The organism is Citrobacter sp. wls708 (assembly GCF_005281255.1).
Lineage (GTDB): Bacteria > Pseudomonadota > Gammaproteobacteria > Enterobacterales > Enterobacteriaceae > Citrobacter > Citrobacter werkmanii.
In genome coordinates this window covers 19,581-33,155 of record NZ_SZXE01000037.1, presented here as the reverse complement: position 1 = coordinate 33,155, position 13,575 = coordinate 19,581, and the positions used below count along the sequence as shown (strand labels likewise).

Here is a 13,575-nt window from a genome sequence, read left to right as displayed (position 1 = left end):
TCAGGAGAAGTAATTGAGTAAGGTCGAAATTACCGTTCGCTGGTTAACCGGTGACAGGTTATAGAACAGCGGTAAACGCAGCAGACGCTCGCTCTCTTTGGTGGTGTAACGATCAACACCGGCAAACTCGCCAAATTTATCGCCAGCCGGGCAATCATGCAGCGGGATATAGTGGAACACCGCCATAATTTCGGCTTCTTTGAGGAAATTAATCAACGCGGTGCGATCGTCGATATCGCGCAGCTTGATATAAAACATATGGGCATTCTGCACGCAGTTTTCCGGGACAGCAGGCAGCTCAATACGTCCGGCACGCGCCAGCGGTTCGAGGGCATCATAGTAATTCTGCCACAGCGCCAGACGCTGCTGGTTAATACGGTCGGCCGCTTCCAGTTGCGCCCACAAATAGGCAGCCTGCAGATCGGACATCAGATAGCTGGAGCCGATATCGCGCCAGGTATACTTATCTACCTGGCCACGGAAAAACTGGCTACGGTTCGTTCCTTTTTCACGAATAATCTCGGCACGTTCGACTAATTTTTTATCATTAATCAACGTCGCGCCGCCTTCACCGCCTGCAGTGTAGTTTTTGGTTTCATGGAAGCTAAAGCAGCCGATGTGACCAATTGTCCCCAGCGCCCGGCCTTTGTAGGTCGACATCACGCCCTGAGCCGCATCTTCGACCACATACAGGTTATGTTTGCTGGCCAGCGCCATAATGGTATCCATTTCGCAGGCCACGCCCGCGTAATGTACCGGCACAATAGCGCGGGTTTTGTCGGTGATCGCCGCTTCAATCAGCGTTTCGTCAATGTTCATGGTATCCGGACGGATATCAACAAAGACGATTTTCGCCCCGCGTAAAACGAATGCGTTAGCCGTGGAGACAAATGTGTAGCTCGGCATGATGATTTCATCGCCGGGCTGAATGTCCAACAGCAATGCCGCCATCTCAAGCGATGCGGTACAAGATGGCGTCAACAGAACTTTCTCGCTGCCAAAATGCTGCTCCAGCCACTGCTGACAGCGACGGGTAAAGCCGCCGTCGCCACACAGTTTGCCGCTGTTCATCGCAGACTGCATGTAATCGAGTTCAGTTCCCACCACCGGCGGTGCATTAAATGGAATCATCGTGTCACCTGTATAACCAATACGCGGTGCTTTCCACATTCGCACCACTGTGTATGTAACGTTTAAGCGCGGCGGTGTTACCCATTTGGGTTGCCACGCGCAATATTGTTTTACCGCGGGCCTGCGCCCAGCAAAGCGCAGCCAGCATTAGTTCTTCACCCGCGCCACGCCCAGCCAGTAGGCCTATTCGCGCCTCGGTCGCATTCAGTTCGCGCAGCGAGACATAACCACGAATTTCACCTGTCGGCGTGCGTAAAACGAGGCATTGATGATCGAACGTCCCCAGCACCGCATTTTCAATCCACTGCGCATAAAAACGCGAACTGGCATCTGCGGCATACCACGGGGCGCGAAAACGGCTTTGCGCGAATGCCTGTTCTGCCAGGCAGCGTAATGCCGGGATATCCGTAGTTTGCGCGATCTGCGCGTCAGAGTTGCCGCTGGCACACGTCACTGGCAGTACAAAATCCACTTCGCCTTCGACCAGTGAGAAACCCAACCGCTGCAAGGCATCCAATTCATGGGTATTTGCGGCAGCAATTTTTGCCTGTACCCGCGACCAGGGACGTAACGCATCCACCGTCAGAACCGGCGCGTGTTGGTCAAAACGTATAATGGCACTATTCACGCCAAAAAACGTATTTTCCCAGCTAAGCGGCTCAATACTGGCGCGGACGAGCACGGAGCAGCTCCAGCAAATATTGGCCATAGCCCGTTTTAGCCAGCGAGCTGGCGGCACGTTTCACGCCTTCATCATCCAGCCAACCGTTACGCCAGGCGATCTCTTCCAGACAGGCTATTTTAAAACCCTGACGTTTTTCTACCGTCTGCACAAAAGTACTCGCTTCGATCAGACTGTCATGCGTACCGGTATCCAGCCAGGCAAAGCCACGTCCAAGCAATTCCACCGTCAGATGCCCATCATCAAGATACATCTGGTTGATCGACGTAATCTCCAGTTCTCCACGCTCAGAAGGTTTCACGCGTTTTGCGTATTCCACCACTTTACTGTCATAGAAATAGAGCCCTGTTACCGCCCAGTTAGATTTCGGTGCTTTCGGCTTCTCTTCCAGAGAGATAGCGCGAAAATTGTCGTCAAACTCCACAACACCAAAACGTTCAGGATCCATGACCTGGTAACCAAACACCGTCGCACCTTCTGTGCGGGCGGCTACATGACGTAGTTTTGGACTGAAGCCCTGACCAAAGAAGATATTATCCCCTAATACCAGACATGACGGTTCACCGTTAAGGAACGTTTCACCAATGATAAATGCCTGCGCTAATCCATCCGGGCTGGGTTGCTCGGCATAGTGCAATTCAATGCCGAACTCAGAGCCATCGCCTAACAAACGCTGGAAATAACCTTTATCTTCCGGCGTGGTAATAATCAGAATTTCGCGAATCCCCGCCAGCATTAGCACTGATAGCGGGTAGTAAATCATCGGCTTATCGTAAATAGGCAATAGCTGCTTCGATACGCCACGCGTAATGGGATACAGGCGAGTACCTGAACCGCCCGCCAGAATGATACCTTTCATGCGTTGTCTCCTCCGGGAGCCAAAACCAGGCTGTTAGCCCTTCAGACCTAAACGTTCACCCTGATAGCTGCCATCCTGCACGGGTTTCCACCATGCCTGATTATCCAGATACCACTGCACGGTTTTGCGCATTCCGCTTTCAAACGTTTCCTGCGGTATCCAGCCTAATTCACGCGCAATTTTCGACGCGTCAATGGCATACCGCACATCATGACCCGGGCGATCGTCAACAAAAGTGATCAAGTCTCGGTACTGTGCAATGCCTTGTGGTTTTTGCGGCGCCAGCTCTTCCAACAGGCTGCAAACCGTTTCGACAACATCCAGGTTTTTACGCTCATTGTGACCACCAATATTATAGGTTTCCCCAATCGCGCCCGTTGTCGCCACGCAATAGAGCGCCCTGGCATGATCTTCTACATACAACCAGTCGCGGATCTGTTGCCCATTGCCGTATACCGGCAGCGGTTTCCCAGCCAATGCGTTGAGGATCATCAGCGGGATGAGTTTTTCCGGGAAATGGTAGGGGCCATAGTTGTTAGAGCAGTTGGTAATGAGCGTTGGCAGGCCATAGGTTCGCAACCACGCGCGTACCAGATGATCGCTGCTGGCTTTCGACGCGGAATAAGGGCTACTCGGCGCATAAGGCGTGCTTTCAGTAAAGAAATCATCTGTCGAATGGAGATCGCCATACACCTCATCAGTTGAGATATGGTGGAAGCGAAACGCCGATTTTTTCTCGCTGGCCAATGCACTCCAGTAAGCGCGTGCCGCTTCCAACAGCGTGTAGGTGCCCACAATGTTGGTTTCGATAAAAGCAGCCGGACCATCAATGGAGCGATCGACATGGCTTTCTGCCGCCAGATGCATCACGCAGTCTGGCTGGTAGTGTTGAAACACCTTGTCGAGCGATGCCCGATCGCAGATATCCACTTTCTCAAAGGCAAAACGGTCATTCTGTGCAACCGGCGTCAGCGACATCAGGTTTCCGGCATAGGTCAGCTTATCGACCACAACCACCGCATCCTGGGTCTCTTGAATAATATGGCGTACAACCGCCGAGCCGATAAACCCCGCGCCACCGGTAACCAGAATTCGTTTCATTAGCGCCAGACCCCTTTGGTATCAACGATGTACTGCTGAAGAACCGCATCGCCTTTAATGGCTTTAAATTCATTATGGTCGACCAGCATGACCAGCACATCGGCGCTTGCCAGCGCATCGTCCAATGTCGCCAGTTGGCAAATGCCGTCCAGTTTTTTCGGCAGTTGATGGATATTCGGTTCCACCACCAGCATTTCACCTTTGTGCCAATGCGCGATACTCTGCGCAATTCCCATCGCCGGGCTTTCACGTAAATCATCAATATTCGGTTTAAAAGCCAAACCAAAGCAGGCGATTTTCACTTCACTGGCCCGTTTGTTGGTATCTGCCAGACAGTCGGCCACAGCGGCTTTTACCCGCTCGACGACCCAATGAGGCTTACCATCATTAACTTCGCGTGCGGTACGGATCAGTTTCGCCTGCTGCGGGTTCTGCGCCACGATAAACCACGGATCGACCGCGATACAGTGTCCACCAACGCCAGGTCCTGGTTGCAGAATATTGACTCGCGGATGACGGTTTGCCAGGCGAATCAGTTCCCAGACGTTAATCCCCTGATCGGCGCAAATTAGCGATAATTCATTCGCAAAGGCGATATTAACGTCGCGGAAGCTATTCTCAGTCAGCTTGCACATTTCCGCGGTGCGGGCGTTGGTCACGACACATTCACCCTCAAGGAAGATGTTATACAGCTCACTGGCGCGCGCGGAACAGACGGAGGTCATCCCGCCGATCACGCGGTCGTTTTTAATCAGTTCGACCATGACCTGGCCTGGCAGCACGCGCTCCGGACAATACGCAATATTCACATCGGCCTGTTCACCGACCTGCTGTGGGAAAGTCAGATCAGGCCGCATTTCTGCAAGCCATGCAGCCATCTGTTCAGTTGCCCCGACCGGTGACGTCGATTCAAGTATCACCAACGCGCCTTTTTTCAGCACTGGCGCAAGAGACTTCGCCGCAGCTTCAACGTAGACCATATCGGGTTCATGCTCTCCCTTGAACGGGGTAGGCACAGCAATCAGATACGCATCAGCGTCTACGGGAGTGGTGGTTGCACGAAGAAATCCGTTTTCGACCGCCGTTTTCACCACAGCGGCCAGATCGGGCTCAACGATGTGAATTTCGCCGCGATTAATGGTATCCACTGCATGTTGATTTACATCTACGCCAATTACATGTTTTTGACGGGAAGCAAAGGCAGCCGCCGTTGGCAGTCCGATATAACCCAGCCCAATGACAGAAATGGTCGTAAAACTCATAGCGATACCCGATTATTTTTTAACGCGTGTAAAATGCGGCCACACGCCAGCCCGTCACCATATGGGTTATGGGCACGGCTCATGGTCTGATATTCATTGTCGTCATGCAGCAAACGCGTGACTTCTTCTACAATACGCTGTGGGTCAGTCCCCACCAGGCGTACAGTGCCTGCGGTAATAGCTTCAGGCCGTTCCGTTGTTTCACGCATCACCAGCACCGGTTTCCCCAGGGATGGGGCTTCTTCCTGAATCCCGCCGGAATCGGTCAGGATCAGCCAGGCGTGATTCATCAGCCAGACAAACGGCATGTAGTCCTGCGGTTCAATCAGAATCACGTTTTCAACGTGCCCCAGGATGCGGTTGACCGGCTCGCTGACGTTAGGATTCAGGTGTACCGGATAGACAATCTGCACATTCTGATTAGCCGCAGCAATTTCCGCCAGCGCGTGGCAAATGTTTTCAAAGCCGCGACCGAAGCTTTCCCGACGATGACCGGTCACCAGGATCATCTTTTTATTAGCGTCGAGGAAAGGGTAATGTTCGGCCAGTTCAGCCCGCAATGCATCACTCGCCAGTACGCGGTCGCGTACCCAGATCAACGCATCAATAACCGTATTGCCCGTGACGAAAATACGATTATCAGGAATAGCTTCCCGTAACAAATTCTGCCGCGAGTTTTCTGTCGGCGCAAAATGATACATAGCCAGACGCCCGGTAAGCGTACGGTTCGCCTCTTCCGGCCAGGGAGAGTAAAGATCGCCAGTACGTAAACCCGCCTCTACATGCCCCACCGGGATGCGCTGATAGAACGCAGCCAAACTGGTAGCAATAGTGGTCGTGGTATCACCGTGCACCAGCACCACATCAGGTTTGAAATCAGCCAGAATTGGCTTTAACCCTTCAAGGATTCGGCAGGTAATTTCTGTTAGCCCCTGACCTGGCTGCATAATATTGAGATCGTAGTCAGGTACTATGGAAAAGAGGTTCAACACCTGATCGAGCATCTCCCGATGCTGCGCTGTGACGCAAACTTTTGCCTCAAAATCAGGATCTTTTGCCAACGCATGAACCAGAGGTGCCATTTTTATAGCCTCCGGTCGCGTGCCAAATACAGTCAGTACTTTCACATCGATTCTCTTCGGATTGGCAGTGAGGGCCCAGCCCCTCACTGCAACGGTATTGCTAAATCGCGCGGCGACGGGTTAACGCGACGCCAGCACCAATCAGAGCCCCAACAATGCCCCACATAATCATCAGGAAGGCACGGCGAGGGCTGTCACGTTTTACGGGCTCTTCCGGCGTACGCAGATAACGATAGGTCTGAAAACGCGGATCCAGAGTTGGCCCAACGTTCAGTGTGTTCAGCATGGCTCGGTTTTGGAAGTAGTCCAGATCGAAGTCCGGACCAACAGACTGCAAGTTTTCAAGTCGCGCCTGCAGCATAGGACGTCCAAGTAAGAACAGTTCAGAATCCGGCAACTCATCAGCAGGAACATCAGTGGAGGTACGCGAAATGTTATGCTGTTCGGCAATTTTGAGTGCCTGCTCAATGTTGTGAACACGGCGGGAGAATAGTGATTTCGCCACTTCTTCCTGGCGTTTAACCTGCGCCTTCATCTGCACAGTGCGTGCAGCCCAGGCCCCTTTTAACTCTTCGTTCAGATGATGCGCCGCGCGCTGACTGGCAAAGGCGACGTACTGACGCAGTAGATTGTTGGCATCAGGAGCCGTCTCCGCAATCAGCTTCACACTGTCATTGGTATTACGTAACGCATCGCCAGGCATAAACTGGATGTTACCAATCAGTTCATCCAGCATCGCCGCATCGGCTTTACTGTTACCCACCATACGCTGCTTATAGTAATCAGTCTGCTGCCAGAATTCACGACGCGTATCCCAGGAGGCGAGCTGCATGATGAATTCTTTATAGGCTTCGTCCATTACCGACGGCTGGTCCGCAGATGCGAGGCTGGCCTTAATATCCAGGTTACGCAAAAACTGCTGTTGAGAGTAGTAACCGCCCAACATATTAACCGTTGGCTTGTCTGAAATCGCCGTAGCACTCCACTCCTGACGTGCAAAAAATGTATAGGCGAGAGCGACTATCGCAAAGGCAAGCGCGATACCAATAATCCACACTTTCCCTGCCCATAAGGCACGAAACAACCCACGGATATCCAGTTCATTTTCTGCGCTCACGGCGTGTTCCCCCGGTAATGGTTGTGTCATCGCATCCTCAATTCACTTGGTTAAGTTTGGTTTGCCTTCGCGGTGCCTTCGCAGCCTGCGCTTAACACGCTTAATAAATCTCGCCACCTTCCATGCCCGCTTAATACAGTAACCGTAAAGACCGAATGCCAGTAAAAAGAGCACCAACATGGCCCATTCAGGGACTAAACGAAAATATTCAGCCAGTACGCCGATAGAGGCCAGAATCGCTGCAGCCAGCGTGATCAGAACAAATGCCTGTCGGGAAGTAAACCCTGCGCGCATCACTAAATGATGAATATGCTGGCGATCTGCAGAGAAAGGACTCATGCCTTTACGTAAACGACGATACATAATCGCCACCATATCCATTAACGGAATGGCGATAATCCACAGTGCAGTGACCGGGCTAATAGGGTGTGTTGCACCTTGTGTGGTCTCCAGCAGGATCCAAATGACTGTAAAGCCAATCAGCGTACTCCCCGCATCGCCCATAAAGACTTTATAGCGGCGTCCAAGAATGCCCAGATTCAGCATGATGTAAGGCAGGATGGCGGCAATCATGGCAAAACACCAGATAGCCAGGCTTGTCTGACCATCGAACCACAGGATAAACCCCATCGCGGCGAATGAGACGCTGGATAGCCCGCCTAACAAGCCATCAATGCCATCAACCATATTAAAGGCGTTAATCGCCGCCCAGACGGCAAAAAGGGTGAGAAAATAACCAAAGGGACCCAACAACAACTCCCACGGGCCAAAAATATACCCCAGGCTACTTAGGTAAAGCTCACCTTTTACCATCATCACAATAGCAATCGCCGCCTGAACGACTGCCCGAATTTTTACGCTGATATCAAAACGATCGTCAAGCGCGCCAACAAACACCAGCACACTTGCACAAAAGAGGTATAACGAGGCATGGGGAATGTAATAATCCGAAAGACCAAACATAAAATTGATCCCTGCAAACACAGAAATCCCGCCCACTAAAGGAATAATCCCTTGGTGACGTTTGCGGAAGTTTGGCTTATCCACTAAACCTATTTTTATGGCTACTTTTCGCGCCAAAAAAATAAAAATGGTTGTGAATAAAAAAATACTAACTAGCTCAGAGAAAGCAGCGAGTAGATTCACAGTGTATGTGTTCTCAGCATATATCATTTCCTTAAAGTATAATGCGTTAAGACGCCCCCTTGAAGAGAGCAGCTAAAACATTACACTTCCTACCTCTTGTAGGTCATGCCGCACATTGTGACAATCCATGACGCCGATAATATTGACAATTTTATCTGACCAAACATTAGGATGAATCGTAAAAGCAAAACGCCACGTAAAAACGTGGCGTTTTCAGATGATGCCAGAATCAGGAACGCTTCATCATATCGAAGAAGTCGTCGTTGGTCTTGGTCATCGCCAGCTTATTAATGAGGAATTCCATCGCGTCGATTTCACCCATCGGATGGATGATTTTGCGCAGGATCCACATTTTCTGCAGCTCTTCCTGGGTGGTGAGCAGCTCTTCTTTACGGGTACCGGAACGGTTGTAGTCGATAGCCGGGAAGACGCGTTTTTCAGCAATCTTACGAGAGAGGTGCAGTTCCATGTTGCCGGTACCTTTAAACTCTTCGTAGATAACTTCATCCATTTTAGAGCCGGTATCGATCAGCGCAGTCGCGATGATGGTCAGGCTGCCGCCTTCTTCCACGTTACGCGCAGCACCGAAGAAACGTTTCGGACGGTGCAGGGCGTTAGCGTCTACACCACCAGTCAGAACTTTACCGGAAGCCGGAACTACGGTGTTATAAGCACGCGCCAGACGGGTGATGGAGTCAAGCAGAATGATAACGTCTTTCTTGTGTTCAACCAGACGCTTCGCCTTCTCGATGACCATTTCCGCAACCTGAACGTGACGGGAGGCGGGTTCGTCAAAAGTAGACGCAACAACTTCACCTTTCACCAGACGCTGCATCTCGGTTACTTCTTCCGGACGTTCGTCAATCAGCAGCACCATCAGCACACAGTCTGGATGATTGTAAGCAATGCTCTGCGCGATGTTCTGCAGCAGCATGGTTTTACCCGCTTTCGGCGGAGCAACGATCAGACCGCGCTGACCACGACCGATCGGCGATGCCAGATCCAGTACGCGCGCCGTTAAGTCTTCAGTAGAACCATTACCACGTTCCATACGCAGACGAGAGTTTGCGTGCAGCGGGGTTAAGTTCTCAAAGAGGATTTTGTTACGGGCGTTTTCTGGTTTGTCGTAGTTAACTTCGTTAACTTTCAACAGCGCAAAGTAGCGTTCACCTTCTTTCGGCGGGCGAATCTTACCAGAAATGGTATCACCAGTGCGGAGGTTGAAACGGCGGATTTGGCTGGGAGAAACGTAGATGTCATCAGGACCGGCGAGGTAGGAGCTGTCTGCAGAGCGGAGGAAACCAAATCCGTCCTGCAATATCTCCAGCACACCGTCACCAAAGATATCCTCGCCACTCTTTGCGTGCTGCTTCAGGATGGCAAAAATAATGTCCTGCTTGCGCATACGAGCCAGGTTTTCAAGGCCCATATTTTCGCCGAGAGTGATCAGCTCAGAAACCGGCGTATTCTTTAATTCGGTAAGATTCATAATGGTGTGAGTTCTTAAACTTGGGGTAAATCTCGAACTTAATGTTGTGAATGGTATGGCAGGGTCATCCATGCCTGTTTACGGCCATCGACTCATGTCTGTTCGCTGTCTGGTCACAGGAAAGTACGCAGAACTGAAACGACAAGACGGATTGAGTGATAAGGCCCTGAATCTGTCCACTTCTCGCGCGAGAAACTACGGGAAGTATGGGATATAACCAGATTCAAACTTAATAAGGTATGTTTAATACGAAGTCAACACTAACTTAGCACGACTCAAGTCGGGCGTCCAGTCATCCGAATCAATTCGAAGTATGGTCGCCCGATCATGAGACTTCCTTACGCCAAATTCGCGTCGAGGAATTCTTTCAACTGACCTTTGGACAGTGCGCCGACTTTAGTCGCCGCTACTTCGCCGTTTTTAAACAACAGCAGGGTCGGGATACCACGAATACCATACTTCGGCGCGGTGCCTGGGTTTTGGTCAATGTTCAGTTTAGCAACCGTCAGTTTGCCCTGATATTCGTCAGCGATTTCATCCAGAATCGGAGCGATCATTTTGCACGGACCGCACCACTCTGCCCAGAAATCAACAAGGATCGCTCCGTCCGCTTTGAGTACATCCGTGTCAAAACTGTCGTCAGTCAGGTGAATAATTTTATCGCTCATATATAACTCCACAGGAATAAGCCTGGCGTGTTGGTGTAGGCTGTTGGTGTAGCATTAACCAACTAAAGGTTGACTTTATTTCACCGGATACGCTTTCGTAAAGCAATAGTAAGCTGATATTCTACCACACTATGAGCAAAACACATTTAACAGAACAGAAGTTTTCCGACTTCGCCCTGCACCCAAAGGTGATAGAAGCCCTTGAAAATAAAGGGTTTCATAACTGCACGCCCATTCAGGCCCTCGCGCTGCCGCTAACGCTGGCAGGTCGTGATGTTGCAGGGCAGGCGCAAACCGGTACCGGAAAAACGATGGCGTTCCTGACGTCAACGTTTCATTATCTTCTCTCTCATCCCGCGATTGCCGATCGCAAGGTGAACCAACCGCGTGCGTTAATTATGGCGCCAACGCGTGAGTTAGCCGTGCAAATCCACGCTGATGCCGAGCCGCTGGCACAAACCACCGGTCTGAAATTAGGCCTGGCTTATGGCGGCGACGGTTACGACAAACAGCTGAAAGTGCTGGAAAGCGGCGTCGATATTCTTATCGGCACCACCGGTCGTCTCATTGACTATGCAAAGCAGAACCACATTAACCTGGGCGCGATTCAGGTCGTGGTGCTGGATGAAGCCGATCGTATGTACGATCTGGGCTTTATTAAAGATATCCGTTGGCTGTTCCGTCGTATGCCGCCAACCACCCAACGTCTGAACATGCTGTTTTCTGCAACCCTCTCTTATCGCGTCCGCGAACTGGCGTTCGAACAAATGAATAACGCTGAGTATGTGGAAGTCGAACCAGAGCAGAAGACAGGTCACCGCATTAAAGAAGAACTCTTCTATCCTTCCAACGAAGAAAAAATGCGTTTATTGCAAACGCTGATTGAAGAAGAGTGGCCAGATCGCGCCATCGTCTTTGCTAACACCAAGCATCGTTGTGAAGATATCTGGGGCAGCCTCGCTGCGGATGGTCATCGCGTCGGCCTGTTGACCGGTGACGTGGCGCAGAAAAAACGCCTGCGTATCCTGGATGAGTTCACCCGTGGCGATCTCGACATTCTCGTTGCGACTGACGTGGCCGCGCGTGGCCTGCATATCCCAGCCGTAACGCACGTCTTTAACTATGACCTGCCGGATGACTGTGAAGATTACGTTCACCGTATCGGTCGTACGGGTCGTGCTGGCGCAAGCGGTCACTCTATCAGCCTGGCCTGCGAAGAATACGCGCTGAATTTACCTGCAATCGAGACCTATATCGGCCACTCGATTCCGGTCAGCAAGTACAACCCGGATGCGCTAATGACCGATCTGCCGAAGCCGCTGCGCCTGACGCGCCCGCGCACAGGTAATGGCCCACGTCGTACCGGTGGCGCTCCGCGTAATCGTCGTCGTTCAGGTTAAGAAAAGTTATGCCATACACAAAATCATTCAGCCTTTATCAAGGCGGCAAGAAAACGAATCCCGATGACCTTACTAAAGTAAGTGATTCGGGTGAGAGAACGCAGCCAACACAGATACAGGTTGAAGGATGAAGTGTATGAACTCTACCTCGTTGTATGCGGCAATCGATCTCGGCTCCAATAGTTTTCATATGCTGGTCGTACGCGAGGTGGCGGGAAGCATCCAGACGCTCACGCGTATTAAACGCAAAGTGCGTCTGGCCGCTGGACTCAATAGCGACTACGTTCTCTCCGCAGAGGCGATGGAGCGCGGTTGGCAATGTTTGCGCCTGTTTGCTGAACGCCTGCAGGATATACCTCAACCGCAAATCCGCGTGGTCGCCACGGCAACATTACGCATCGCTGTAAATGCCGATGAGTTTATCGCTAAAGCGCAAGATATCCTCGGCTGTCCTGTCCAGGTCATTAGCGGCGAAGAAGAAGCACGACTGATTTATCAGGGTGTAGCCCACACTACCGGCGGGGCCGATCAGCGTCTGGTCGTTGATATTGGCGGCGCCAGCACTGAACTGGTTACCGGCTCCGGCGCACAAACGACGTCCTTGTTTAGCCTGTCAATGGGCTGCGTCACCTGGCTCGAACGGTATTTTACCGATCGTAATCTGGCGCAGGAAAACTTCGACCAGGCCGAGCAGGCTGCGCGCGAAGTGCTGCGTCCGGTCGCTGACAAACTGCGTTTTCATGGCTGGAAAGTCTGCGTTGGTGCTTCTGGTACCGTCCAGGCGTTGCAGGAAATCATGATGGCGCAAGGCATGGATGAGCGTATCACGCTGGCGAAACTTCAGCAGCTAAAGCAGCGAGCCATTCATTGTGGCCGTCTGGAAGAGCTGGAAATTGAAGGCTTAACGCTGGAACGTGCGCTGGTTTTCCCCAGCGGGCTGGCGATCCTGATTGCCATTTTCACCGAACTGAATATTCAGTGCATGACCCTTGCTGGCGGCGCATTACGCGAAGGGCTGGTCTATGGCATGCTACATCTGGCGGTGGATCAGGATATTCGCAGCCGCACGTTACGTAATATTCAGCGTCGATTCATGGTCGATACAGAGCAAGCGCATCGCGTTGCCATGTTAGCAACGAAATTCCTCGATCAAGTCGAAAATAAGTGGCATCTGGAAGCAATTAGCCGCGAACTGCTGATTAGCGCCTGCCAGCTGCATGAAATTGGGTTGAGCGTTGATTTTAAACAGGCACCACAGCATGCGGCTTATCTGGTGCGCAATCTCGATCTTCCAGGTTTTACGCCGGCGCAGAAAAAACTGTTAGCCACGTTGTTACTTAACCAGACCAATCCGGTCGATCTCTCTTCGCTCCATCAGCAAAACGCCGTGCCACCGCGCATCGCGGAGCACCTTTGCCGTTTGCTGCGTCTGGCGATTATTTTCGCCAGCCGTCGCCGCGATGATTTGGTGCCGGAAATTCAGCTTAATGCAAGAGATGAGCACTTGACGGTCATACTGCCTGAAGGCTGGCTGGAACATCACCCGCTAGGTAAAGAGCTCATCGATCAGGAAAGCGAGTGGCAAAGCTATGTCCACTGGCCGCTGGAAGTACGTTAATCGTTGATTTGCCGGAAGGC

General features: G+C 51.6%; 13 protein-coding genes. 2 read left to right on the top strand and 11 right to left on the bottom strand.

Going from position 1 to position 13,575, the window contains the following annotated elements; translation table 11 throughout:
• The 11 genes from rffA to trxA all read right to left on the bottom strand — a co-directional run bounded on the left by rffA (position 1) and on the right by trxA (position 10,537).
• Positions 1–1,131 (bottom strand): dTDP-4-amino-4,6-dideoxygalactose transaminase, encoded by a 1,131-nt coding sequence (gene rffA / locus FDW97_RS20335; protein ID WP_069325091.1) that lies wholly within the window; start codon positions 1,129–1,131, stop codon positions 1–3.
• 4 nt (positions 1,132–1,135) lie between these two features.
• Positions 1,136–1,813 carry a dTDP-4-amino-4,6-dideoxy-D-galactose acyltransferase gene (rffC, locus tag FDW97_RS20330; RefSeq protein ID WP_038634550.1) on the bottom strand — a complete coding sequence of 226 codons (678 nt, stop codon included), beginning with the start codon at positions 1,811–1,813 and terminating at the stop codon, positions 1,136–1,138.
• The gene (rfbA, locus tag FDW97_RS20325; RefSeq protein WP_038634554.1) at positions 1,791–2,672 is read right to left on the bottom strand and encodes a glucose-1-phosphate thymidylyltransferase RfbA; all 882 of its coding nucleotides are present in this window, start codon (positions 2,670–2,672) and stop codon (positions 1,791–1,793) included. Before rfbA ends, rffC begins: the two co-directional genes overlap by 23 nt.
• A 33-nt stretch (positions 2,673–2,705) precedes the next feature.
• Positions 2,706–3,773, bottom strand: coding sequence for a dTDP-glucose 4,6-dehydratase (rffG, locus tag FDW97_RS20320; protein WP_137347642.1), 1,068 nt, complete (start codon positions 3,771–3,773; stop codon positions 2,706–2,708).
• Positions 3,773–5,035, bottom strand: a complete 1,263-nt coding sequence (wecC, locus tag FDW97_RS20315) for a UDP-N-acetyl-D-mannosamine dehydrogenase (RefSeq protein WP_137351549.1) — start codon at positions 5,033–5,035, stop codon at positions 3,773–3,775. The genes rffG and wecC overlap by 1 nt, the downstream gene beginning before the upstream one ends.
• Positions 5,032–6,162, bottom strand: coding sequence for a non-hydrolyzing UDP-N-acetylglucosamine 2-epimerase (gene wecB / locus FDW97_RS20310; RefSeq protein WP_085049769.1), 1,131 nt, complete (start codon positions 6,160–6,162; stop codon positions 5,032–5,034). The genes wecC and wecB overlap by 4 nt, the downstream gene beginning before the upstream one ends.
• A 55-nt stretch (positions 6,163–6,217) precedes the next feature.
• Positions 6,218–7,264, bottom strand: a complete 1,047-nt coding sequence (gene wzzE / locus FDW97_RS20305; RefSeq protein WP_085049768.1) for an ECA polysaccharide chain length modulation protein — start codon at positions 7,262–7,264, stop codon at positions 6,218–6,220.
• 12 nt (positions 7,265–7,276) lie between these two features.
• Positions 7,277–8,407, bottom strand: coding sequence for a UDP-N-acetylglucosamine--undecaprenyl-phosphate N-acetylglucosaminephosphotransferase (gene wecA, locus FDW97_RS20300; RefSeq protein WP_201745949.1), 1,131 nt, complete (start codon positions 8,405–8,407; stop codon positions 7,277–7,279).
• 202 nt (positions 8,408–8,609) lie between these two features.
• The gene (rho, locus tag FDW97_RS20295) at positions 8,610–9,869 is read right to left on the bottom strand and encodes a transcription termination factor Rho (RefSeq protein WP_002437993.1); all 1,260 of its coding nucleotides are present in this window, start codon (positions 9,867–9,869) and stop codon (positions 8,610–8,612) included.
• Positions 9,870–9,947: 78 nt separating this feature from the next.
• Positions 9,948–10,049, bottom strand: coding sequence for a rho operon leader peptide (locus FDW97_RS20290; RefSeq protein ID WP_110496374.1), 102 nt, complete (start codon positions 10,047–10,049; stop codon positions 9,948–9,950).
• Between the two features lie 158 nt (positions 10,050–10,207).
• Positions 10,208–10,537 (bottom strand): thioredoxin TrxA, encoded by a 330-nt coding sequence (gene trxA / locus FDW97_RS20285; RefSeq protein ID WP_001280776.1) that lies wholly within the window; start codon positions 10,535–10,537, stop codon positions 10,208–10,210.
• A 131-nt stretch (positions 10,538–10,668) separates the two neighbouring features.
• On the opposite strand from trxA, the gene rhlB reads away from it, so the two are divergent.
• Together rhlB and gppA are read left to right on the top strand one after the other, a co-directional pair.
• Positions 10,669–11,937 (top strand): ATP-dependent RNA helicase RhlB, encoded by a 1,269-nt coding sequence (gene rhlB / locus FDW97_RS20280; protein WP_003829013.1) that lies wholly within the window; start codon positions 10,669–10,671, stop codon positions 11,935–11,937.
• 136 nt (positions 11,938–12,073) lie between these two features.
• Positions 12,074–13,555 (top strand): guanosine-5'-triphosphate,3'-diphosphate diphosphatase, encoded by a 1,482-nt coding sequence (gene gppA / locus FDW97_RS20275; RefSeq protein ID WP_121529757.1) that lies wholly within the window; start codon positions 12,074–12,076, stop codon positions 13,553–13,555.
• Positions 13,556–13,575 lie beyond the last annotated feature (20 nt).

What these genes read in the sequence shown, in the direction of transcription:
- gppA (WP_121529757.1), top strand. Translation starts at nt 12,074, where the DNA reads ATGAACTCTACCTCGTTGTATGCGGCAATCGATCTCGGCTCCAATAGT.
- wecA (WP_201745949.1), bottom strand. Translation starts at nt 8,407, where the DNA reads ATGATATATGCTGAGAACACATACACTGTGAATCTACTCGCTGCTTTC.
- rfbA (WP_038634554.1), bottom strand. Translation starts at nt 2,672, where the DNA reads ATGAAAGGTATCATTCTGGCGGGCGGTTCAGGTACTCGCCTGTATCCC.
- rffG (WP_137347642.1), bottom strand. Translation starts at nt 3,773, where the DNA reads ATGAAACGAATTCTGGTTACCGGTGGCGCGGGGTTTATCGGCTCGGCG.
- wzzE (WP_085049768.1), bottom strand. Translation starts at nt 7,264, where the DNA reads ATGACACAACCATTACCGGGGGAACACGCCGTGAGCGCAGAAAATGAA.
- rffA (WP_069325091.1), bottom strand. Translation starts at nt 1,131, where the DNA reads ATGATTCCATTTAATGCACCGCCGGTGGTGGGAACTGAACTCGATTAC.
- rho (WP_002437993.1), bottom strand. Translation starts at nt 9,869, where the DNA reads ATGAATCTTACCGAATTAAAGAATACGCCGGTTTCTGAGCTGATCACT.
- trxA (WP_001280776.1), bottom strand. Translation starts at nt 10,537, where the DNA reads ATGAGCGATAAAATTATTCACCTGACTGACGACAGTTTTGACACGGAT.
- rhlB (WP_003829013.1), top strand. Translation starts at nt 10,669, where the DNA reads ATGAGCAAAACACATTTAACAGAACAGAAGTTTTCCGACTTCGCCCTG.
- wecC (WP_137351549.1), bottom strand. Translation starts at nt 5,035, where the DNA reads ATGAGTTTTACGACCATTTCTGTCATTGGGCTGGGTTATATCGGACTG.